17 protein-coding genes are annotated in these 22829 nt (G+C 44.2%); 2 read left to right on the forward strand and 15 right to left on the reverse strand.

Annotated features, from left to right (window positions below):
* The 5 genes from O3Q51_18020 to O3Q51_18040 all read right to left on the reverse strand — a co-directional run.
* Positions 1–4327: hypothetical protein (locus O3Q51_18020; protein ID MCZ4410718.1), on the reverse strand; the 4327-nt coding region annotated here is incomplete at its 3' end.
* 185 nt (positions 4328–4512) lie between these two features.
* Positions 4513–5220, reverse strand: coding sequence for a YebC/PmpR family DNA-binding transcriptional regulator (locus O3Q51_18025; protein MCZ4410719.1), 708 nt, complete (start codon positions 5218–5220; stop codon positions 4513–4515).
* Positions 5221–5253: 33 nt separating this feature from the next.
* Positions 5254–5982 carry a lysophospholipid acyltransferase family protein gene (locus tag O3Q51_18030; protein ID MCZ4410720.1) on the reverse strand — a complete coding sequence of 243 codons (729 nt, stop codon included), beginning with the start codon at positions 5980–5982 and terminating at the stop codon, positions 5254–5256.
* A 5-nt stretch (positions 5983–5987) separates the two neighbouring features.
* Complete coding sequence (locus O3Q51_18035) at positions 5988–6569, reverse strand: pseudouridine synthase (GenBank protein MCZ4410721.1); 582 nt, start codon at positions 6567–6569, stop codon at positions 5988–5990.
* On the reverse strand, positions 6569–7309 hold the full coding sequence (locus tag O3Q51_18040) for a prohibitin family protein (protein MCZ4410722.1): 741 nt from the start codon (positions 7307–7309) through the stop codon (positions 6569–6571). Before O3Q51_18040 ends, O3Q51_18035 begins: the two co-directional genes overlap by 1 nt.
* A gap of 175 nt (positions 7310–7484) precedes the next feature.
* Between O3Q51_18040 and O3Q51_18045 the strand changes: the two genes are divergently transcribed.
* A complete protein-coding gene (locus tag O3Q51_18045; GenBank protein ID MCZ4410723.1) occupies positions 7485–7913 on the forward strand; it encodes a peptidylprolyl isomerase in 429 nt (142 codons plus the stop codon).
* On the opposite strand, the gene O3Q51_18050 is transcribed toward O3Q51_18045, so the two are convergent.
* The 8 genes from O3Q51_18050 to O3Q51_18085 form a co-directional block, all read right to left on the reverse strand.
* Complete coding sequence (locus tag O3Q51_18050) at positions 7906–8637, reverse strand: rhomboid family intramembrane serine protease (GenBank protein MCZ4410724.1); 732 nt, start codon at positions 8635–8637, stop codon at positions 7906–7908. The two genes, O3Q51_18045 and O3Q51_18050, sit on opposite strands and share 8 nt — an antisense overlap.
* Positions 8637–9386, reverse strand: a complete 750-nt coding sequence (locus tag O3Q51_18055; protein MCZ4410725.1) for a TerB family tellurite resistance protein — start codon at positions 9384–9386, stop codon at positions 8637–8639. The genes O3Q51_18050 and O3Q51_18055 overlap by 1 nt, the downstream gene beginning before the upstream one ends.
* A 382-nt stretch (positions 9387–9768) precedes the next feature.
* Positions 9769–10560 (reverse strand): TPM domain-containing protein, encoded by a 792-nt coding sequence (locus O3Q51_18060; GenBank protein ID MCZ4410726.1) that lies wholly within the window; start codon positions 10558–10560, stop codon positions 9769–9771.
* Complete coding sequence (locus O3Q51_18065; GenBank protein ID MCZ4410727.1) at positions 10560–11000, reverse strand: TPM domain-containing protein; 441 nt, start codon at positions 10998–11000, stop codon at positions 10560–10562. Before O3Q51_18065 ends, O3Q51_18060 begins: the two co-directional genes overlap by 1 nt.
* A 1-nt stretch (position 11001) precedes the next feature.
* Entirely contained in the window at positions 11002–11571 is a 570-nt protein-coding gene (locus O3Q51_18070; GenBank protein MCZ4410728.1) for a LemA family protein, read from the reverse strand.
* Between the two features lie 11 nt (positions 11572–11582).
* Complete coding sequence (htpG, locus tag O3Q51_18075) at positions 11583–13478, reverse strand: molecular chaperone HtpG (protein MCZ4410729.1); 1896 nt, start codon at positions 13476–13478, stop codon at positions 11583–11585.
* A gap of 255 nt (positions 13479–13733) precedes the next feature.
* Positions 13734–15863 carry a T9SS type A sorting domain-containing protein gene (locus O3Q51_18080; GenBank protein MCZ4410730.1) on the reverse strand — a complete coding sequence of 710 codons (2130 nt, stop codon included), beginning with the start codon at positions 15861–15863 and terminating at the stop codon, positions 13734–13736.
* Positions 15864–16123: 260 nt separating this feature from the next.
* Positions 16124–18823, reverse strand: a complete 2700-nt coding sequence (locus O3Q51_18085) for a T9SS type A sorting domain-containing protein (protein ID MCZ4410731.1) — start codon at positions 18821–18823, stop codon at positions 16124–16126.
* Between the two features lie 160 nt (positions 18824–18983).
* Here O3Q51_18085 and O3Q51_18090 point away from each other — a divergent pair, with 160 nt between their 5' ends.
* Positions 18984–19886: a hypothetical protein gene (locus O3Q51_18090; protein ID MCZ4410732.1), complete on the forward strand. Its 903-nt coding sequence runs from the start codon at positions 18984–18986 to the stop codon at positions 19884–19886.
* On the opposite strand, the gene O3Q51_18095 is transcribed toward O3Q51_18090, so the two are convergent.
* Positions 19870–21111, reverse strand: coding sequence for a DUF1015 domain-containing protein (locus tag O3Q51_18095; protein MCZ4410733.1), 1242 nt, complete (start codon positions 21109–21111; stop codon positions 19870–19872). The genes O3Q51_18090 and O3Q51_18095 overlap by 17 nt on opposite strands.
* A gap of 101 nt (positions 21112–21212) precedes the next feature.
* The coding region (locus tag O3Q51_18100) for a T9SS type A sorting domain-containing protein (GenBank protein ID MCZ4410734.1) at positions 21213–22829 on the reverse strand (1617 nt) is incomplete at its 5' end.

The raw sequence follows: 22829 nt of genomic DNA on the forward strand, positions 1-22829 counted from the left end.
CTCCCGTCACCGTCAATATCGGCCTCCAATCCAAATCTTCACTCGCCCTTTCAACGACGAAATAATCATTATTGATCTCAGTAGCTGTTTCCCAACCTAGATCGACATACGTTCCCTTGAGCTCCGCGTCGAAAGAGAGAAGCTCGATAGGTAACGGACTCGAGAAATATCCACTCGTATTACCCAAGGTCACATACATACCATTCGTGATCGGCACATTCTGAAAACGTGCCACATTTCCTCCCGGTAAACCCGCGGAGGGTGACGCCAAATCATAAATATTGGCATTGCTGAAATCCTGTGGATCCACATTCGTATGAGTCAACAACTTCAGCAAGTTGAAGTCTTGAGAAATCTCAAAAGCACTATCCGAAGCACTGAAGTTGATCTGAATAGTAGCAGTGGTAACATCCCCGCTTTCGTAAACCTTCCAAACTTGGCCTGACCGCTCCCTTATCGGATCGGGTAAAGGGCTGAAAGGATTGCCTACTTCGCTATATGGCCACGTATTGGTAAGCGCTTCCCCATTATGCCCCCATATAATAAAGCTATTGGGAGAGGCAAAATTCGGGCTATTTACCCTAAATATCGCTCCCGGTCCAGCCGCATCGGTATGCGCCGAACCATCACTTGCCTGACCCAATCCCGCAATCTGATTACTAAAGAGGTCCTGCTCGGGATCGCTCAAATCCCATATTTGTGGCGTAGCACTTCCCGTAAGTGGAATATCATACTTTGCCGATAGGTAATTCTCGATAATAATTCTTCTGGATTCACTCATTTCCGGTTCGTGAAACGATATAAACTCTGCCAACTTTCCATCAAAAGCACATCGTCCATCAGCAGCAGTTCCGTTGGAAAAATGAAAACGGGTATTGTCGTTGACTGCCCCGAGGCCGATTCGACCGGAATGCCCCCATAGACGCCCGACTCCGAATTGGTTGTACTGGCCAGAAGCCGCTGGTGTTCCGTTAATTAATTGACCCTTCACACCATTGACATAAATCATTAAAGGTTCATTGGAAAAATTATCGTAGATGCATGAAACAACATAATTGACTTCGGCGCCAACTTGCGGAGATTCTGAAATTAGTTGCAATGATCTTGCATAAATACTTCTGGTTCTGTTTCCGTCGTTTCCCCATGGCGCTTGATTTCCTTCTATCGTATCCGTGGTCGCATTATTATCATTCCCATCGTCATTCGCATTATTCCATGCGTGAAAAACCAGCCGACTATTATGTAAATAAATGGAAGTTCCTCTAGTACCACCTCCTTGCTCATAGATTAGTCTACACTCATTAGTTGTAGGATTATTTGTAGTCGATCCTAGGTTTGGAACGTCATCTGCACTAAAAACAAAGAAATAAGCCAACTTATCGACCGTACCCGAGGTATTGATTTTTTGATCATTTTCAATCTCGTAATAATCTGCTTGACCCGTATTGTTGCTACCGTCAAAAACCAGTGCATTCTGACCATTAATGGAATTGGCAGTGTTATTCGCTCGGCCATTACTACCGTTTTGATTATTTATGGAAATGCTATATGGAGCTCTATTTGATAAATTACCTCGAGTCCCTATAGGTTCCAAAGTAGCATCAACCCAAACGACATTATCCGAATTTTTACCAACTCCACCTGCACCCAGCCATTCAAAAGGTTCGTAATCCAAAATATTGTAGACCAAATTATCGGGCTGAACCACCGTGGTCTCTCCTGTTGGAGTGGTTCCTGTCAACTCAAAATCCACCGTCTCTACCACTTCTGTTAATCCGTCGGGATAAACAAAGAATGGTCCGATAAACGCTTCTTCGGTAAATGGTGGAAAAATCACGGTTCCCGTCTCTGCTCCTGCGTAATCCTGGCTATAGGTAGCCGTTCCGGGAGTCATGGCAAAGTCAACAACTACATCTCGACTCGATATTGGGTCGAGAGTCACTAGAAGCGATGGTGCCCCTATCGATTCAAATCCTGATTGTGATGGCGCTGCAAAAGTCGCAACGGGAATATCATCGTCAATAATCTCAATGGTTTGAAAAAGCGAATTAACAGAAAGAGCAGCCGCTCCTCCTGAAATTCCCGATATTCTAATTTGAAGTGTTTCTACTGGTTCGTCCACATTATCATCAATAATGGGAATGGTTACTGTTTGTGTATTAGGCGGCCCTGCAGGAAAACTTAAACTGCTCGTAAATGTATTGTCGTAATCCTGAGGATCTAGACCGAGAGAGCTTGATCTTGCTGATGTTCCCGCACCTCTTACGCTAATATTGCAATTGACAATACCCGCTGCCGTACCATCCCTTACAACAGATACATCAACCGTTCCGGCCGTTTCATTGACTTGAATATTGGTGGCCCACGATGGGAAACTGACTTTTGGCGGAGGATCATCATCGAAAATAGTGTAATCCAACTCAAAGTTCGGTCCTATAATCAAAGGAGGCTCTCCGGGAGGAGAAGTGGTATTAGTAATCTGAATCACAAGATTTTCCGTCGATGGATCTTCCGGTACCACGTCGTTTATTATCCTGAAAGGGATAAAAGATGTCGACAATCCAGTAAAATTAGTGGTTCCGCTAGTCAGTCCTGCAGTTGAAGAGTTGTAATAAAAATCATCACCTGTATCATCAACGCCGCCCGGACCTGTACCCAAATTGGCACTCCCTGGAATAAGAGTGAACTCGACACTGTAGAGACCAGACCCCGATATAGGTGTATAATTTAATCCAAGTTCTACAAAAACAGGTGTGAAATCAGGACTAGGATTTGATTCCAAGCCGATATCAGTATCCAGGACAAAGTTTACCTCAGGTTTTAGCCAAGCGAAAGTGAAAAACCCTCCATCCGGAATGTTAGCTTCAATGGTGTAGTCAAAAGGAGCCGTTCCATTCGGTTCAAGCTCAAGTACCCTGGTAGTATTCAAAGTGAAATCGGGAATATTCGCACTCGTCTCATCAATCAACATGACAAGTCTCGAATTGGCAGCCGTATATCCAGACGGACGAGCCGGAAGCATATCCTCTTGAACTTCGTGCAAAATATCGTACACATAATTCGTGCGATCTACTCTCCAAACTCGATTGAGTCGTTCAATATTCGCAGAATTATTCGGCACACCCACATCGGTCCAAGTCAGATTTAACCCATTGTGACCCGTGAAATAGTATTGATTAGGCGAACTACTAACAATGTCTGCTGAGCTAATTCTAAAAGGATTACGTCCTTGACTGAGATCGTGTAAATCCGTACCATTCGTTCGCTGTCCCAAGCCAATTAGATCCTTTCCATGGGCAAATTCATACGCGTACCAATCTTGTGTACTGAGAACAGCCAGATACTTCGATGCCAAATAGTTTTGTACGATCAATCGTTGGGTTTCCGAAATGACATCTTTGTAATAACACATTTCTGCCAACTTCCCTTTAAAAGACCAGGTCCCTACGGTATTTGCATTTCCATTAATTACCTGCTCTCGGTCAACGGTGTCATCGTTTACAGCTCCCAATCCACAAGGGTTGGGGTGATCGAACAATGTACCCATGCGTGCAAGACCATTGAAACCGCTGAAATTTCCACCAGGCTCCAAATTGCCTGGACCTCCGAATGAAGTTCCGTTTAGCCAACCTCTCAAGAAATTATCGGCATTATTACCAAGAACACCCGGCGTAGTAGCCTTGTATTGGGCACACAAAATATAAGTGGTATTCGGTTGAATCGGAGTGGAAACGTACGTGTAGCCCCAAGAAGGCGTATTGTCGGACGATCCCGCAACTCCTCCATCGTTATCTACGGCTTTGTCATAAGATCCGATGATCAAGAGACCTTCGTGGATCATGATATTAAAACCCCTTACCGTTCCTCCTTCCTCGTAAATCGTTTGCTTTGCCGTAGTCTCTTCAGAGGTCCTGAATGCTAAAAAGACCATCTTGTCATAGGTTACCCTCTCTGTATTGAGGTCATCTGATGAAGCCAAGATAAAATACCGATCGTCCTCAAAAGTTAGCGTTGGCAGTCCATTGATGGTAAAGGCAGGGTCATTTCGAAAAATTGGAGGTAGGATATTGTTTGGAACGGTACCGTTATCGCAATCCTCCGAAAAACTGACATCAGTCCATACGTTTACATCATCACCATCTGCTAGCGATAGCGTACTCGCATCCAGCCATACACCACACGTGCTTTCTGCAGTCGGCCCACATCCTGTAATGGTTCCCGTTTCCACACTCACCCCTCCCGGTCCTCGCTGTGCAGAGGTCTGAAGAGCCGTGAAAAACATCGAAAAAGTGAAGAATAATACTAGTTGAACTTTACTTGCGTTCATTTCAATTCAGTTTAAAAGGGCTTTGGCTTTGGGTTCAATACAAGTATCAAACCAAAACACCTACTTGATAAGTGGTACTTACGTAAAAACGCCCTTTAAGGTTAACCTTCGTCTAATTTACAAAATGAATCGATCAATTCATAATTTGAACCGATAAGATGACGAATTGTTCGGCAAGAATTGCCTTAGGCCATATTGTGAAAGACGTTTTGAACGTCGTCGTCCTCTTCCAGCCTCTCGAGGAGCTTATCTACCTCAGCCTCTTCTTCTTCGCTGAGTTTCTTCGTGTCCATCGGAATTCGCTCAAATCCCGAATTCATCAATTCCAACCCCATTTCTTCAATGGCCTTTTGTAACCCTCCGAAATCGGTAAATGGGGCGTAAATCATAATGGAGTCGTCCTCTTCGAAAATTTCGTCCGCGCCATAGTCGATCAGCTCAAGCTCCAATTCCTCTAAATCATTCTCGCCCTTGGCAATCCTGAAGAAGCACTTGCGCTCAAACATAAAATCAACCGAACCCGAAGTACTGAGACTCCCGTTGCACTTATTGAAATGACTCCGCACATTGGCTACCGTGCGGGTATTATTGTCAGTAGCGGTCTCAATCAAAATCGCTATCCCATGGGGAGCATAGCCTTCAAAAATGACTTCCTTATAATCTTCCTGATCCTTGCTGGTCGCGCGCTTGATTGCCCTTTCGATATTGTCCTTGGGCATATTCTCCGACTTCGCATTCTGAATCACGGCACGCAGCTTTGAATTCGTATCAGGATCAGGACCTCCTTCTTTTACCGCTATCACAATATCCTTTCCTAAACGAGTAAATACCTTGCTCATCTTGGCCCAGCGCTTCATCTTGCGCTCTTTCCTGAATTCAAAAGCTCTTCCCATGAATAATCGAAATTTTTTGCGAAGTTAAACAGTTTATGGATTAGATGCTTCTGCCTTGCGTTCAATTGGATTCAGCAATCCCAACAAACGGCTTTTCGCCTCTTCCCTGATCTCCTCAATACTCATCTCTTCCAACTCCTTGGGCAGAATGGGAGACCCGACTGTGAAAATGACTTTTCCCGACTTCAACTTACCATGCTTGGGCAATATCCTCTCCGTACCCGAAATGGCTACGGGAACCAAAGGGATGCCCTGCGATTTCGCCAAGTGAAAGGCCCCTTTTTTAAAGACCATCATCTCCTTGGTTGATGATCGGGTTCCTTCCGGAAAGGTCACAATGCTCTTCCCTTTCTTGATCTGATTTCCCGCCTTCTCCATCGACTTGAGCGCCGATGCGCGATCTTTTCTGTCGATAAAGACCATCCCGATAGCGGCCATCCCCCATCCTAAAAAGGGGACACTCTTCAATTCTTTCTTCGCTAAAAAATACAAGGGACGAGGTATCGAATACATCATTACGGGAATGTCGAAATGCGATCGATGATTGGCGTAAAAAATGCAAGGGGGCAAATCCTTTACCTTCCACTGAAAGTCTTTTCTCACACGGATATTACTCACGGACAATAGTCCCGGCGACCAAAAGAACCGGCTAATCGCATAATACGCCGGCCTCCACCAACCGAAGAGTATGCTCAGCGTTCCCGAGATCACGGTGATCAGACAAATTAATACAGTTCGTATCCAACGAATGACCGTCTCCAAATCAATTAGAGTTTAAGCAATTTTACCATTTCGTTTTTTGGGAACTCTTTGACTTCTCCTGCCTCAAAGGAAGCTAAGGTCAAATCTTCAATTGCCCAGCGAACCAAACGAAGCGTAGGAAATCCCACCGCCGCCGTCATCCTTCTCACTTGCCTGTTCTTTCCCTCCGTTATCCTCAGTTCGAGCCACGAAGTTGGTATATTTTTTCGAAATCGTATGGGTGGCTCACGCAAAGGTAGAATAGGGTCCACCATCCTTAATGCTTCCGCAGGAGCGGTAAAATGCGACTTCCCCTTGATCTTTATTTCTACTCCTCGCTCTAGTTTTTCGATGGCATTGTGGTCCACCTCACCCTCAACCTGCACGTAATAGCTCCTAAAATGCCTCTCGGTGGGGTCGAGCAAAGCAGCATTCAAGCGCTTGTCATTCGTCAATATAAGCAGACCCTCACTGTCGGCATCCAGCCGACCGACCGGATACACATCCTTATCAAAATCACCGAGGGCGGCCAAAGTCTGGCGATCGCCCTCAGGTGAAAATTGACTTAACATGCCGAATGGCTTGTAAACGGCAAAATAGCGGTTCATTACTTCGAGTCGCCACCGAGGATTAACGGCAGCCCGTCATCTCCTTGACCAATTACAACGACCTTGCTGTTCTGTGACTTGGCAAGTTCCAACGTGGCTTCGATTCCTTTCCATCGAAGTAACTTATCTGAAATACCTTCGGAGACGATATCTTGAAAATCCTTGATTCCCTGAGCCTCAATTCGCTTTCGCTCAGCTTCTTTCTGCTCTTTCTCAATCTTGAATTCGTATTCCTGACTCTCTTGCTCTTGCTTCAGCTTCTTTTCAATAGCCGTCTTGATATTCGGCGGAAGCTCAATCCCTCTGATCAAAATAGCGTCCAAGAAGATGTTCTTATCCTTCAAGCGGTTTTTGACATCCGTGAAAATTTCTTCTTGGATAAAATCCCTTTTGGATGAATAAAGCTCTTCCGGATCATAACGACCGATAACTTTCCTCGCCGACGAACGAACTTCGGGCAATACAATTACGTCGCGGTAATTCAATCCCAGCGTCTTGTGGATCACACCAATCTCATCTTCAATCGGCCTGAATCGAATCGACATTTCCATTTGAATCGTCAATCCGTTTTTCGAAAGGGCCGTCATATTCTCCTTCTCTTCTTGGTTTCGCACATTGTAGATGTACATCTTGTTCCAAGGAGCGAGCACGTGAAATCCTTCAGGGTAAGTCATGTCTGTGACCGTACCTCCGCCAAATTGCTTGTAAAGTACTCCGGCTTCTCCTGATTGTATCGTCACCGTTGAGGTTTGCCACAAAATGAGAAGCAAAAATGCGGATACTGCTACTGTTATTATTAGTTTTCTTTGATTCGGTTCCATTTGATTTTATTATTTGATGTAAAGTAAGGGTTTCTATTGTTCTTTCAGGTCTTCGGAATTAAGTTCACTATCTTTGCGGCAAAATTCAATAACTATGGAAAAAGTTAAAGAAAAAGACAACGTTAGCGTTCACTACACTGGAACACTTTCTGATGGTGAGGTGTTCGACTCATCTGTAAATCGCGAACCTTTGTCTTTCACAGTTGGCGCAGGTCAAATGATCCCCGGGTTTGATAATGCCGTTGTGGGAATGCAAATTAAGGAGAAAAAATCCGTAACCATTCCTGCCAGTGAGGCATATGGAGAAGTAAGACCTGATATGGTTCAGAAAATCTCTAAAGATCAACTTCCTCCGGATTTGAATCCGCAAGTCGGTCAACAACTCGCGTCGCAACTTCCTTCGGGAGAGCAAATTATCGTAACTGTTGCCGAAATTGGCGAAGCCGAAATTACCATTGATGCAAACCATCCTCTCGCAGGAAAGGAGCTCACCTTTGAGATCGAACTCGTCGAGATCAACTAGTTTTTTCGTCATCTGATCGGTCTTCTCCGGTTTCATCATTTCGACGATAGACATAAACTATTTGCTTGGGCTTTTGAACCTCCTTTTGGGGTTCAATTTCGCCCAGTGCGATTTTTGTCAGTAAATCATCGGGATCCTCTTCTTCTTCCCATCGGTAGTCTTTCCTTTGCGGTCCTTCCTTTCGGTAAACCCAAGCCAAAGCAAATCCGGCTAATGCACCCCATAAGTGGCCTTCCCAACTAATGGAAGGATCTACAGGCAATACCCCCCACCACATACTTCCGTATAAAAAGGCAATAAGCAAAGACAATGAGGCCACGCGCTTCTCTCGGCGAAGCCATCCGCTCAAAAAGAGAAATGAGGCCAAACCATAAACGATTCCGCTGGCTCCGATATGGTAAGAAGGCCTTCCTGAAATCCACAACCAGATACCACTCGAAATCCAAATCCAAAAAATGGTTTTCCAAGATAGAGTAGGGTAGAAGTGAAATAATGCCCAACCCAATACCAGCAGCGGAATGGAATTATTGATCAAATGCGACCAACTGCCGTGAATAAATGGAATCGTCACAATCCCGAATAATCCCGTGGCTTTTCGTGGATACAACCCATAAGTGGTCAAATCAAAACCCGTCTCTTCCGCCGTGAAGTGAATAATCCATAAGACCATCACAAATAGCAAAGGAATTAATACCGCTCCGATGAGTTTTCTCCTTTCTTGCACTACTTAAAGTTCCGTTGTTTCTTAATGCTCTCGTATGCCTCTTGGACTTTTTGAAACTTCTCCTTCGCCGCCGATTGAAATTCAGCACCCAAATGACTTACCTTATCGGGATGATACTTAACTGCCATCTTCCGATAGGCTTTTTTCACCATCGCCTCATCGGCATTTTCATCGATTTCAAGAATCTTATACGCACTCTCGGTGTCGTGACCAAACATAGCTCGGATAGACTGATAGTCTTTCTGACTAATGCCCAGATACGACGCGATATTCTCGATGACTTTTACTTCCGAGGCATCTAAGCTTCCATCAGCCATGGCTAAGCCAAAGATGTAATGCAGCAATTGAAGCCGTAACGGATGCTGCATGTTCTGCTTGATTTGAAGACAAACCGCTCTTACATCCAAAGGCTGATTCAAGATATCACGTAGCAACAAGATCTGATCCTGCGCTTTTCCCTTTCCGAATTGACGCTCTAAGAAATTTTTGACATAATCCAACTCCGACTTGAGTACTTTCCCGTCGGCCTTCATCACCGCAGCAGTCAAAACCAATAGAGAAACCACAAAATCATTGGCGGTCGTGTAGCCATAGCTTGATCGCCTTCCCGTTGATCTGGCTCCATCCTGAGTCACAATCCCCGATGAATTATCAATCATAGAACCCAAGGCAAAACCCAGGATCGCTCCAACAGGCCCTCCGAAAGCCCATCCAAGCCCACCACCTATCCACCTTGCGTATTTTTTCATTGTCTATTTTTTTCAGCTAACAGCTAACAGCTAACCTCTACTATACTAATCCCTAACCTATCCCTAACCTATTCCTAACCTACTCCTATTCATTTCCTGTTTTTTTCCCAAATTTCCCACTCTTCTTCCTCCGGCCTGGAACCTAAAGCCACTACCCACTTCCCACTACGTATTACGAGCTACTCACTACGCACCACTATCGACGCAATGCTCTCTACCCACAACTATCTACCATCGACCATCTACCATCTACTATCTACCCACTACGTATTACGAGCTACTCACTACGCACTACTATCAACGCAATGCTATCTACCCACAACTATCGACCATCTGCCCACTACGAAATACGCACTACGAAATACGCACTACGAGCTACCATCTACCAACTCCCACCGGCACCACCACCTCCAAAGCTTCCTCCACCGAAGCCTCCAAAGCCGCCACCGCCGCCGCCAAAACCTCCTCCGAATCCTCCTGATCCGCTGGAAAAATTGCCGTAAGAACCTCTGTGACTTCTGCTAGCTGCATTCATCAGCATCAACGCTGCCCAGAAACCCATATCGTTTCGTCGCGCGTAGAGACTGGTCTTTCGGTACATCAAAAAGAACCAAATCCCGATCACGAACAAGAATGGAAGAATTACTCCCAATGGATTTCCTCGACTCTGCTTCTGATACGTTTGGTAATTGTATTCGCCCTTGGCCAAATCTGAAATCACTGCAATCGCTTTGGTCGTTCCACCGTAATAATCACCACTCTTGAAAGAGGGAATCATCTCTTGATCCACGATCAATTTAGTGGTCGCATCAGGTATCGCTCCTTCCAGACCATACCCGGTTGCAATGAAGGTTTTACGCCCTGCAGAATTGATAAGTACGACGATCCCGTTATCCAAATCTTCCTGACCTACTCCCCAATCTTCACCGATTCTTGTAGCGGTCATCGCTGCATCTCCTTCGCAAAGTCTCGCTATGGAAACAACCACAATTTGGTTACTCGTTTCATTGCTGAACCGCTGAAGCTGAGATTCCAATGCTTGCTCCTGCTGTGGGGTGAAAATATCTTCCTGATCTGCCACCAGCCCTCGAGGCTTTTCGGGGTAACAGTTGTCACCTTGCGCGAAGACGGCAAAGGCAGAAAAAAGAAGTAGTACGGTTAGGAGTTTTCTCATCAATTGTCTTTTCCAAAGGAAATTTCATTACTCAATTCATCGATATCATCACTCGCCACGGGAAAATGAGCCTTCAATTGCTCGCCGGCCATTCGTATTCCCTCGGAAAGCCCATCAGTGTAATTGCCTTGCTTGAAGGCCGTCACCAACTGTTCTTTGATCTCGTTCCAAAAAGTGTCAGGCACAACGGCATTTATTCCGCCGTCGCCTAAAATCGCCAATTTATGGTCTTCAAAGCTCACGTAAAACAATACCCCGTTGCGAAGCTCTGTCTTGTGCATTTCCAATTTTTCAAATAGAAATGCAGCCCGGTCCAATACCTCTTCGGGGCATTTTCTCTCGATGTGAAGCCTGATCTCACCGCTGGTCTTATTCTCAGCGGCAGTTATGGCATCGACGATCTTGGCCTTTTCAGCCTCAGTAAAAAAGTCTTGGGCCATCCTAAAATTCTACCTGTGGGGCATTCTCAGTTCCTGCATCACTTTCGAAATAACCCTTCTCATCAAAATCGAACATCCCCGCCGTGATGTTTCTTGGGAACTTCTTTATCGACGTATTATAAGTCCCTACGGCCTCATTGAATCGGTCGCGAGCCACGCTGATGCGGTTTTCAGTACCCTCAAGCTGCGCTTGGAGTTGACTGAATTGCTGATTGGCCTTTAGGTCTGGGTAACGTTCAACCGTTACGAGTAATCGAGAAAGTGCCCCCGATAATTGACCCTGGGCTTCTTGAAACTTAGCAATCGATTCAGGAGATAGATTATCCGCATCTACGGTGATTCCAGTTGCTCTGGATCGAGCTTCCATGACTTGAGTCAAGGTTTCTTGCTCAAAATCTGCATATCCTTTTACGGTATTCACCAAATTCGGAATCAAGTCGCTTCGTCTTTGGTATTGCGTTTCAACTTTTGCCCAAGCTTTGGCTACATTTTCTTGCTCCTCTACTAAGCTGTTGTAACCACAAGAACTTAAGGTTAGTGCCCCTATGAGCACGATGAAAAATTTCTTCATTATTAGTTTGATTAGGATTTCATTAGATCAACACTGCGCTGAATAAACCTACTCATGGCTTCTCCCTTGAGCATATTTTGCGAAAGCAACGCTAAGTCAACCAATTGACCTACGGTTTCTTTTTGCTTGGCCTCATCTTCCTCCATGAGTTTAGTGATAAGCGGATGATTCGCATTGACCACCATATTGTATGTCTCAGGCATCATACCAAACATTTGAGCTCCACCACCTGACATTTGCTGCTCCTTCATTCGGCGCATAAACTCACTTTGAGTAATGATGATCGGGCGGTCATTCTCGCTCATGCTCTCAAATTGAACATGGAACTTTTCCTTTTCTACCGATCCTTCAATCACGGGCTTCAACTTCTCTTTTTCCTCTTCAGATAGCTTCGATGGAATCTCCTCCTCTTTCTGAATCAATTTGTCAATCGTATCGGCATCAACTCGTGCAAAAGACAATTTGTCTTCTTTTTGCTCCAGCTTGCTGATCAAATGACTCGAAATAGGCGTGTCCAAAACAACCACGTCATACGAACGGTCTTTTGCCGTCTGAATAAAGCTATACTGCTCTTTTTCGTCCTGCGCATAAAGCACAATCGTCTTGTCGTTCTTGTCCGTTTGTGTGGCCTGAATTTTCTCCTTGTACTCCTCAATCGTGTAGTACTTTCCGTCTACCGATTTGAATAGGTAAAACTTCGAAGCCTTGTCGTAAAACTTCTCGTCAGTCAGCATTCCGAATTCAATGAACACCTTGATATCCTCCCATTTCTTCTCGAAATCTTCGCGGTCATTTTTGAACATTGAGTTCAACTTGTCCGCCACCTTCTTAGTAATGTGAGACGAAATCTTCTTCACCGCTGCGTCTTCCTGAAGGTAAGATCGCGAAACATTCAATGGAATGTCAGGCGAGTCGATTACACCGTGTAGAAGGGTCAGGAATTCAGGAACAATGTTCTCAACATTATCTGTGATGAAGACCTGATTGCTGTAAAGGCTAATTTTGTTTTTCTGAAGCTCCAGATTGTTCTTGAGCTTCGGGAAGTACAGAACCCCGGTCAGGTTGAAGGGGAAGTCTACATTCAAGTGAATGTGAAACAATGGATCTTCGAAAGTCATCGGGTACAATTCCCGATAGAAGTTCTTGTAGTCCTCATCGCTCAGCTCTGAGGGGATTTTCGTCCAAGCAGGATCAGTATTATTGACAATGTTGTCTTCTACGATTTTCGTCTCTTTTCCACCTTCTACTTCTTTGCCTTCGGCATCGCGCTCTTTTTCTGTTCGCTCGTTCGTTCCGAATTTGATCGGCACTGGAAGAAACTTGCAGTACTTATTGAGTATCCCACTGATACGTGATTCTTCTAAGAACTCAGTCGAATCATCGGCAATGTGAAGGATGATGTCTGTTCCTTTGCTCTTTTTCTTGGTCTCCTCCATTGTGTAGTTGGGGCTACCATCACAGGTCCACTTCACCGGAACACTGTTCGGTTTCTGAGATTTTGAAATAATCTCTACCTCCTTGGCCACCATGAAAGCACTGTAGAAACCTAGACCAAAATGTCCGATTATGGCATTTTTGCTGTCCGTGTCCTTGTATTTCTGTACAAACTCCTCCGCTCCTGAAAAGGCAATTTGGTTGATGTATTTATCAACCTCCTCTGCTGTCATTCCGATTCCATTGTCGCGAATGATCAGTTGTTTTTTATCCTTATCGAGAATGACCTCAACTTTGAGGCCTTCTGTTTTGGCTTTTAGCTCACCTAACCCTGAAAGGGTTTTTAACTTTTGAGTTGCATCAACTGCATTGGATACCAACTCTCTCAAGAAAATTTCGTGATCTGAGTAAAGAAATTTCTTAATGATCGGGAATATGTTCTCCGTTTGAACATTAATACTTCCTTGCTGCATAATTTTATTCGTTTTTTATTTCTCCATTGTCAAGGCTTATGCCAATTGAGTTTTGCTGACAATTTGTCGCATGAAAAAAGCCGATGTCAGAATTATAAACCTAAAACCAGCATCGAATCCAAGATTTTTAAATGAACGGGCTTATCCAAAAGACACACATCTAGTACACTGCATATTTGTAAAAGAAAAAAGCGACGCAGGATTTCCTGCATCGCTTTCTCTAAGTCAAAAATGACTCGTTTTTAATATCTACGCTTATTGCATCAATAGTCGTACTGACTCACGGCTCTCACCTTTAAGTACTTCTACGATGTAAATACCGTTTTCTAACTCATTCAAGTTCAAGTTAACATTGTTCAGGCCTTTGTTGAATACCATAACTCTCTCTAAAGCTAGTTTTCCTTGGGCATCGAATACTTGAATCAATCCTTGACCTGCCTCCAAAGAATTATAGGACAAGTTTACATTGTCTTGAGCAGGGTTTGGAGCTAAACGTACCCAAGATTCATCAGCTGTCATTGAGAACAGTTCGCCGATCACATTTGATCCAAGGTTTGTATTCGTCCATTGGATATCGCTGTTCACTTGAGTAAGTGGGGTGTCTGAATAAGCTGTTCCCGTTTCTTCAGTGATTCCGGGTGGAAGATAGAATACGGCGGCATAATCCGTGTAAGCTCCCGCGATAATCGGGTTTTGTTGACAACCACATCTCACCCTGAAGTTATAAGTAGTAAATGGAACCAATTGACCTACAGGTGCAGTAAAAGAACTTGCGTTCGCACCTCCAACAACTTTAGTTGCTTGTTGAGGTCCTTCACCTACAACAATATTTATTTGGCAACCGATTTGTCCTTCAATGGGTTCCCATTCGAAGAGCAGTTTCCCGTTTGGAAGAACGGTTCCTGTTAAGCTATTGAAGTCTACTGAAGGGTATGGGTTTTCACAAGGTGGAGCGACCGGACACGCCTCGCAAGAAGAAAAGCACACAAGACCAACGGAAAGATCAGCCGATGGCATCGTCAACACTCGATTAAATCCTCCGAACCCGTCATCTTGTCCACAAGCCTCAGGCACTGTCTCGGCAGCCGAGAAATCCGTGCTATTTAAGAATTTGTAAAGAACCTGGGTTCCCTCTGCAACAATTACTGAAAAGGAATAAACCCCATCTCCATCGTCATTCATTGCCGTAGGAGAAAATCCATTAAAGGTTCCCGCTACGTGAATGCCTCCTTCCGGATTAATGGCATCGAGATCAGAGGCGTCTACTGATAAGGTAAGCATGTAATCGTCAGGCGCGACTTCGCAAGCTACACATTGGGCAAAACAAACAGGTCCTGCGGTAGTGTCAGCTGAAGGCATCGTCAATACTCTGTTGAAACCACCGAAACCATCATCGGCTCCGCAAGCTCCGGGTACAGATTCTACCTCATCTCCGAATGTAGCTCCGTTTATGTATTTCCAAAGAACTGTAGAACCTTCTTCAACACTAACTGTGAGAGAGTAAATCCCTCCGCCTATGTCGGTCATCTGAGCAGGTGAGAAACTATTGAAAGTTCCTGCAGCATGAAGACCTGTATCGCTGATGGTAGCCAACTGAGAAGCATCAACTAAAAGAGTCAAGTCATAAGACTCTCCTAAAGTTGTGCACTCCGAGCACGATGAAAAACAAACCGTAGGAAGCACGATATCTGCATCTGCAACGTCTAGATCGCGATTAAAGCCACCGAAACCGTCGTCCAGTCCGCATTCTCCAGGCACATTCTCTACACCACTGAAGTCAGAGCTGTTAGTATACTTGTAAAGCACTGTAGCATTACTCGGAACTAACTTCGTAATAGTGTAAATTCCTCCACCCGAGTCAGTCATGGGCTCAGGTGAGAAACCGTTAAAGGTTCCCGCAATATGAATGCCGGCAGGGTCTATACTCCCGAGTTGAGAAGCGTCGACTGAAAATGTAACGTTCACATCTCCACCTCCTGTGGTAGGACATTCTTCGCAACTCCCGAAACATACGAGGTCGGTTGTCACACCTCCGACTACTACGTCTACTCCTCGGTTCCCATTTACGGAGCATTCTCCCGGAACTCCTTCAGGGTTTTCACTCCAATCATTTCCATTGATAAACTTGTACTCATAAGATCCGGCAGGTACTTGAACGGTTAGTTCATACACTCCGTCTGCGTCTGCGTCATCCATCTGATTTGCACCGGGCACCCAATCTGCATCTCCATTTGCTTCACTCTGCCAGTTACCCGCAACGTGAATTCCATTTGGACTCAGGGATGAAATGTTATTCGCATCTACTCGAAAAGTGAGTGATTCATTCTGTGCTTGTAAGGCTCCATAAAAAAAGAGCACAAGCGAAAAGGCTAGTAATTTTTTCATTGGTTTAAATTTTTGGTTTGATTGATCGATAGTGTAAAAAGTACACTAACGCTCCGAAGATATACAAAAGTCGCTAATGATGCAATCACTAAAATGTTTTTTGTTCTTCCGAAAGTAAGTGGTCATTTTCTGAAATCAGGAACATACATAATTGTAAATGAGTAGTTATCATGGTTTTTTTGAATTTCGGTCAATGGTTTTACAAACAAAAAAAGCCTACCCTGAAAAGGGTAGGCTTAAAAAAGAAGTCATTCAGTTCCTTACTTCGAAATCATGAATTTCTCAGTCTTTACTTCAGACTCAGTAGTCAATCGATAAATGTAAATTCCGTTTGGCAAACCGGTACCATTGAATTCAAATCGATAGTCGCTTCCAGGTTGAGCGATTCCGCTGAATAGCGCTTCTACCATCTTACCTGTCATATCGTATACTTCAAGAGTAGTCATTTCTGACTGACTAACGCTGAAGTTTACAAATGACTGACCATTTGTCGGGTTAGGACTAGATGAAATAGAGATTCCTGATCCCGTTGAAAAGAACTGCCATGCTGAAAATGGTCCGGCAACTAAAGGTGTTTGAGAACAACCGCAGCGCACTCGCCATTCATAGTCTGTTCCAGGATTGAGAACTGATCCGGGAATAACGAATGAGTCCGCATTCACTCCACCGATTATTTTAGCACCTAACAATGATCCCGCTCCTGCAAGTCTTACTTGAATTTGGCAACCGATTTGTCCGTCTACTTCTTCCCATTCAGTAAGAACTGCATTCGAAAGAAGGGTAGTATTCAAACTTGCCGGATTAACCGCAGGAAATGGGTTCTCGCAGACCGGTGTTGCACATGACGACGCTAAGATATCAGCAGAAGTTCTTGGAAGCAATTGATAGCCTGATAAGAAAGGACTCGAGAAATCGAACTGACCTCCAATTCCTACAACATCAAATTCTCCTGTTGGTGCAGGTTCGTTGTAAAGGTCAGTATCGTTATCAATACGAATTGTGATCGTATCAGTTCCGTTAGAAACATCCACGTTGAAACCTGAACCTGCATTCGTCCAATCAGCTGGGTCGAGAATAGTGGCACATTCAAAAACAACCAAGCGTGACTCGGTAAGCTCTCCTAACTGGTCTACATCAACCGGATTGGGAATCGCGTTTCCTTGACTAATTACAGAAATAGCAGTAGGCGCAATCTGAGTTAATCCATTAAACTGATTTATGCTTCCGGTAATCAACACTTGGTCACCTTCAGTAACCACATACTCTGAAACGATCGATCCACTGAATACGCCAATTCCACCGGTGGCATCAACTACGGTAAACTGTTGTCCCGTACTAGAGAGATTTACTCCTAATACTACTCCGAGAATATTGTACTCCTGACCATTATTAATAGCTACACCATCAATATCAGTTTCCGCAGCTACAGCGATATCTGTAAGGGTAACTTCGTCATCCAAAATTGTCAATGTAAATGCATCGGGAAGAAGAAGTGCTCCATTGGTGGCATTCGCTAAACCAAAAGCGATGGTCTTGTCCTCGTTTTCCGTTCCATTGTCGATAATAGTAACTGAAAAGCTTTGAGGTGTATTACTAGATCCTGCAAAAGTTAAAGCAACTGGTCCACTAAACGTATAGTCAACTCCTGCAACAGCAGTTCCTCCTGTCACAACTACGTCTACATCAGTCGCCGAAATGGATGGATTAACGATGTTAACAGCGAAGCTTACAGCTCCTTCATTTTCCAGAACATCCGCTTCAGTAGCAGCAAAACCTACAACCAACTGATTGTTTCCGGTATCTTCAATATCGTCAGCGTCACGAGGCAATAATTTGAAATTACCAAAACTGAAAAAGCCAACTCCTATCGCATCGTACTCGGCAAATTGCGTGGGTACAAAGGCAAAGAGAGCATCATCAGCTCTGTAGTCACCTGAACCATCATTGAGAACGTACTCACCGAACCCGGCATCCGCGTTTACGCATATAGCTCCGCTTACGGAAAGCAAAACTGACTCGAATTCCTCAACACCGGCAGCACCTGTAGATACAGAAGTAGCCGAAGGAAGAGGATTAGCTGATGAATTGACAGCTACAGAAGTAGCAGAAATACGAGTTAGTCCATTGCTTTCTTGAACAGCACCCGTAACGGTAACATTATCGCCTTGCATGGCAATGGTTGAGGCGTCTAGAACAAAAATTCCTGACCAAGCTCCTGTACCGTCTTGAATCCAAAACCCGCCGTTTCCAACGGCAGTAACGATTCCTGAAGTTTCAACAGTTTCACCCACTCTTGGTGAGTCACCGGATGGATCAGTCGTTTCTTGAATTTCATTAATGGTATAAACGGTTGTTGTTGAACCCCCTTCAGGATCGAACGTTCCTACAGGAACGGGCTGTGAGGCAGAAGCGTTTGTCGTTTCACCATCAAGAGCATCCGGACCTGGAATAGTCCAATCGCCTGCGTTGAAAGTAGTGGTAGTAGTAGAACCATTTGCTCTATAAGCCCATGAATCGGCATACTCCCAAGCCTGTCCGGAACCGTCAACATTGATATCTCCGAAAACGTCTACTGCTACGCCACCTTGGAAAAGCTCAACAGCGTCATCTCCGTTTATTGAAAGCGCTCCCGAAACATAGTCTGAGTCAAACCCGAAAAACTCGTTAAAACGTGCACTATCGGAAGAAACATAAATAAAGTCGCCTTCCATTGCAGACACGGCTGGAAAAGTAAATTCTTCTCCATCAGATCCGCCTCCATTGTTAGCAGAACCAATTCCGTAAACACTCAAATCTGCAACATCGTTGAGAACGTAAATTTCAGCTCCCTTGGGTGTTCCTCCCGTAAGTGTGGCATCGAATACCGCTGTAATAATAAGATCACTCTGCCCAAATGTCAGAGTAGATAAAAGTAAAGCTGCAGACAACATCGTTGCTCTGAACAGTCGAATTTTGGTCATAATGATTTGTTTTTAAGTTATTCTGCAAGATTACTGCAAATTCTTCATTTTTGCACGCTTCATGAATTATCGAATTGTTAACAGATTTAGTTCGTCGATGAAAAAAAGCAGTTTGTCGAAGATGTGTTGAAAAAATTTAGAAGGGCTACTTTTGCACCATATGAAATCTGATCTGAAAAAAGTGCTAAAAGGGCATGCGGCATCTGTTTATTGTCTCTGTGTAGATTCAAGTTCATCAAGACTTTTCTCGGGGTCATCAGATAAAATGATAGGAGTGTGGTCTTTGGAAGAGTTTCTTCCTGACAGTTTTTCCATAAAATTGGATGCTTCCGTATACTCAATAAAGCAATTGGGCCAATTTCTATTCCTTGGACAAGGGCAAGGAGGGGTGCACATCATAGATCTGACTACCAAAAAGGAAGTTCGACACCTGAAGTATCATACTCGCCCTGTTTTTGAGATATTAGCCAATCCATCAAAGCCTTTTTTGTATTTCTTGGGTGGTGACGGGGTTTTGTCCATTGTTGATTCAGCTGACTTCTCCCTCAAATGGTCTTTGCCTCTATCAGATGATAAATTGCGTTCTGGCATTACGGACTCTGAAGGTGAGAGACTATTTGTAGGAGCAAGTGATGGCTACATCCGCATTCTCGAGACGGATTACTACAATGTGCTAAATGAAAAGCTAGCCCATGATGGTGGAGTATACGATATGGCATGGCTAAGCCCTAAAGAATTATTAACCGTCGGAAGAGATGGTCATATCCGACTCTGGGATAATAGGGATAGTGAGATCATAGAAAGAGAGGCTATTCCCGCACATAACTTTGCTATTTATTCTCTGGAAATTTCTCCGTCGGGAAAATATTTTGCCACAGGAAGCAGAGACAAGACTGTGAAAATTTGGAATCCTGATGACTTGAAACATCCATTGAGAATTTCCCGAAAGGGACCGCTGGGTCATACACATTCGGTAAATGCAGTGAAGTGGATAAACGATGGATTACTTGTAAGCGCAGGAGATGATCGAGACCTGTATTTTTGGACTATTTCAAATTCATAATGGTCAACCCACTTCTTAGTTTAGGTTCTATGAAAGTGCTTTTTGGTGGCATAGTACTCGCCTCATCTGAGATAGCGTAAAGTTCCTCTGCCGTAACCTCGCATAAGGTAAAAAGAGCTTTTGCATTGCCGCGTTCGATCGAGCTTTCGTAGGGTGCCAAACTCAAATTTCCGGGAATAAACTGAATCCGTTTATCTGTCTTCTGGTCGGTAATTCCCAAAATGGGCTCGAGTATTGTTGCGGTAAGAATAACGGAATCTAAATGACTCAAAGCAGATTCATCTCCTTCAAACTTTTTGAGTGAAAGCACATACCACCCACTTTTCAAGCGAAGTCCGAATTGCCTCTTTGAATGTGGAAGAAACTCACTACTCACTTTTTTGATAGTAAATTTTAGTCGAATACTATCCAGCAATTGATCGTCCTCGATTTCCATTCCTTTTCCAATAAGCCTGTGAAAGGGTGAAATTCTCAAAGTCTCACCGGGCATTACCAGAGCCATGGTATAATTATAGTCCTCCAAGCCGGTATGATCGGGATTCTCAGCTGCTTTCTTTTCGGCGAGGAGGGCCGAACTCGCCATCCGATGATGTCCGTCTGCGATATAGAGGGCATCCACTTTTTTGAATGCTATTTTTATTCGTTCAATATCCTCTTCATCGGATATGATCCACATGCGATGAGTAGTCTTGTCTGTAGTAGTAAACTCATATTCCGGTCTTTCGAGTCTCTTCGATGCTTTGAAGGCATCTATGGCTGAAATATGCTCGGGATATGTGAGTAAAACCGGTTCGGCATTGAAACCGCAAACATCCAGGTATTCGCAAAACATCTTTTCTCTTTTCGTCAGAGTCTGCTCGTGTTTTTTAATCAGTCCTTTTCGGTAATCTATTGTTGATACTCCACCGATGAAACCAATAAAGCTCGCCCATGGCGAAGATTGTTCATAGAGATAGAACGCCTTTTCATTATCGTTCAAAAGGTTTCTCTCCTTGATAAAAGATAAATATTGATCCCTGACTTTTTCGAATCTTTCACGGCTGTTCTTTTTCGGTTTTTCTCCAGTTGAAAACTCAGGGTTAATAATGTGAATGAAAGAATAGGGGTTTTCAGAAAGCTTTCTGTTTAAGGCAGCAGGAGTGTAGGAGACATACGATCGTGAAGCTACTAAGTGAGCTTTATCGCGAGGAGGTCTTACTGCCTTGAATGGAACTAAGTTTATCATGATGATCAGATGGTGGAGCGCGAAAATACATGATAGATTCTTACAAAGAAAAAAAGCCGTCTGCCAAAGGCAGACGGCTTTTTAAAATAATTAGTGAAAGCTTATTTAGCAATCATGAATTTATCGTTGATTACTTCGTTTTCAGTTGTCAAACGGTAGATATACACACCATTAGGCAGTGCAGAACCATCAAACTCGAAGCGGTACTCATTGTTTGGTTGAGCAACTCCAGTGAAGATTGCATCTACCAAACGGCCACTCATGTCAAATACTTCAAGTGTAGTGTATCCTTCTTCTACAACAGTAAACGTCACATTAGACTGACCTTCTGTTGGGTTTGGTAAAGAAGAGATAGCTGAACCTGGAGTAGTAAACTGTTGCCATGAGCTGTAAGGACCTGCTACTAAAGGATCAACTGAACAACCACAACGTACTCTCCACTCGTATTCTGTGCTGAAATCCAAAAGGTAACCAGGGATTTCAGTACTGCTTACGTCTTCGCCAAGAATAGTAGTTTTAGCTATTCCTTCTCCGGCTACAGAACGCAGTTGCAACTGACATCCAATCTGTCCTTCAACGGCATCCCATTCTACCAAGTAAGCATTGCCTACTAGCGTAGTGCTTAAGCTTTCCTCGTCAACAGCAGGGAATGGATCTGCACAACCAGACTCACAGTCTAGAGAAACGGTGATGTCACCAGCGTCAAAATAGGCGAATGTGCGTACATAGTAGGTTCCTGCAGCAGGAGCTTCCAAAGTTATACCTTCTCCAGAACCAGCACTTAAACCAGTGTCTGAACAAGCGATTTCCGTTAAGCTTCCGCAATCTCCGGAGTAGATAAAAAGGACGCCATCAATTAGGGATCCTTCAGCAGCTAAAACAGTTACTGTATAATTGTCAGAACCGTTAGCTTGGAATGCATACCATACATCTTCAGGAGTAGTCGATGCAAAACCGTTACAAAGGTTATTCAGGCCTTCCGTTGCACTGGCACCTACTGTAGTACCCGCAGTTGTAGTTCCGCAAGCAATATCAGTCGCTCCGTCGCAGTTGTCATTAGCTGGCACTACTATGCCACCAGCACAAGAGCAATCTTCTTGAATCGTCTCTCCTGAAGTCAATGGGTCTCCATCGTCACAAGGGTCACCGATATTTCCATCAGGACAGTCAGTTCCGCAAGTAGTGCACTGAACAGTAGTCGTTACACAGTTCGAAGCTGTTCCACAAGCACCATCTGTATTCCAGTGTGCATAAAGGTCTGCACCACTGGCACCTGAAACGGTAACTGGTGATGTTCCTTGAGCAACAACAGCTCCATTGACAGAGTCAGTTCTAACAGTGATGTAACCACCTTCTACAATAGCGAACTCGATGTCTTCACCGGCAGAAACACCTGTGATAGTAGAGTACTCAGTTTGGAATGAACAAGTGCTGATCGTTATCAAAGCATTAGCGGCTCCACTCAAATCTGCAGAACCAAAAGATGACTCATTCAAACAATCACCCGTAAGTGGTTGGCCTGCGCAAACGCAGTCTTCACCAATCACATCTCCAACGGTGTTTTCATCACCATCATCACAAGCATCGCCGATGTTTCCATCAGGGCATTCCGTTGCACAAGTTGTGCATTGAACCTGCGTTTCAACACAAGTTGCAGCTTGCTCGCAAGAATCGTTTACGTTCCAATGTGGGTATAGATCTGCACCTGATGCAGCTGA

Source organism: Cryomorphaceae bacterium 1068, assembly GCA_027214385.1.
Lineage (GTDB): Bacteria > Bacteroidota > Bacteroidia > Flavobacteriales_D > Cryomorphaceae > JAKVAV01.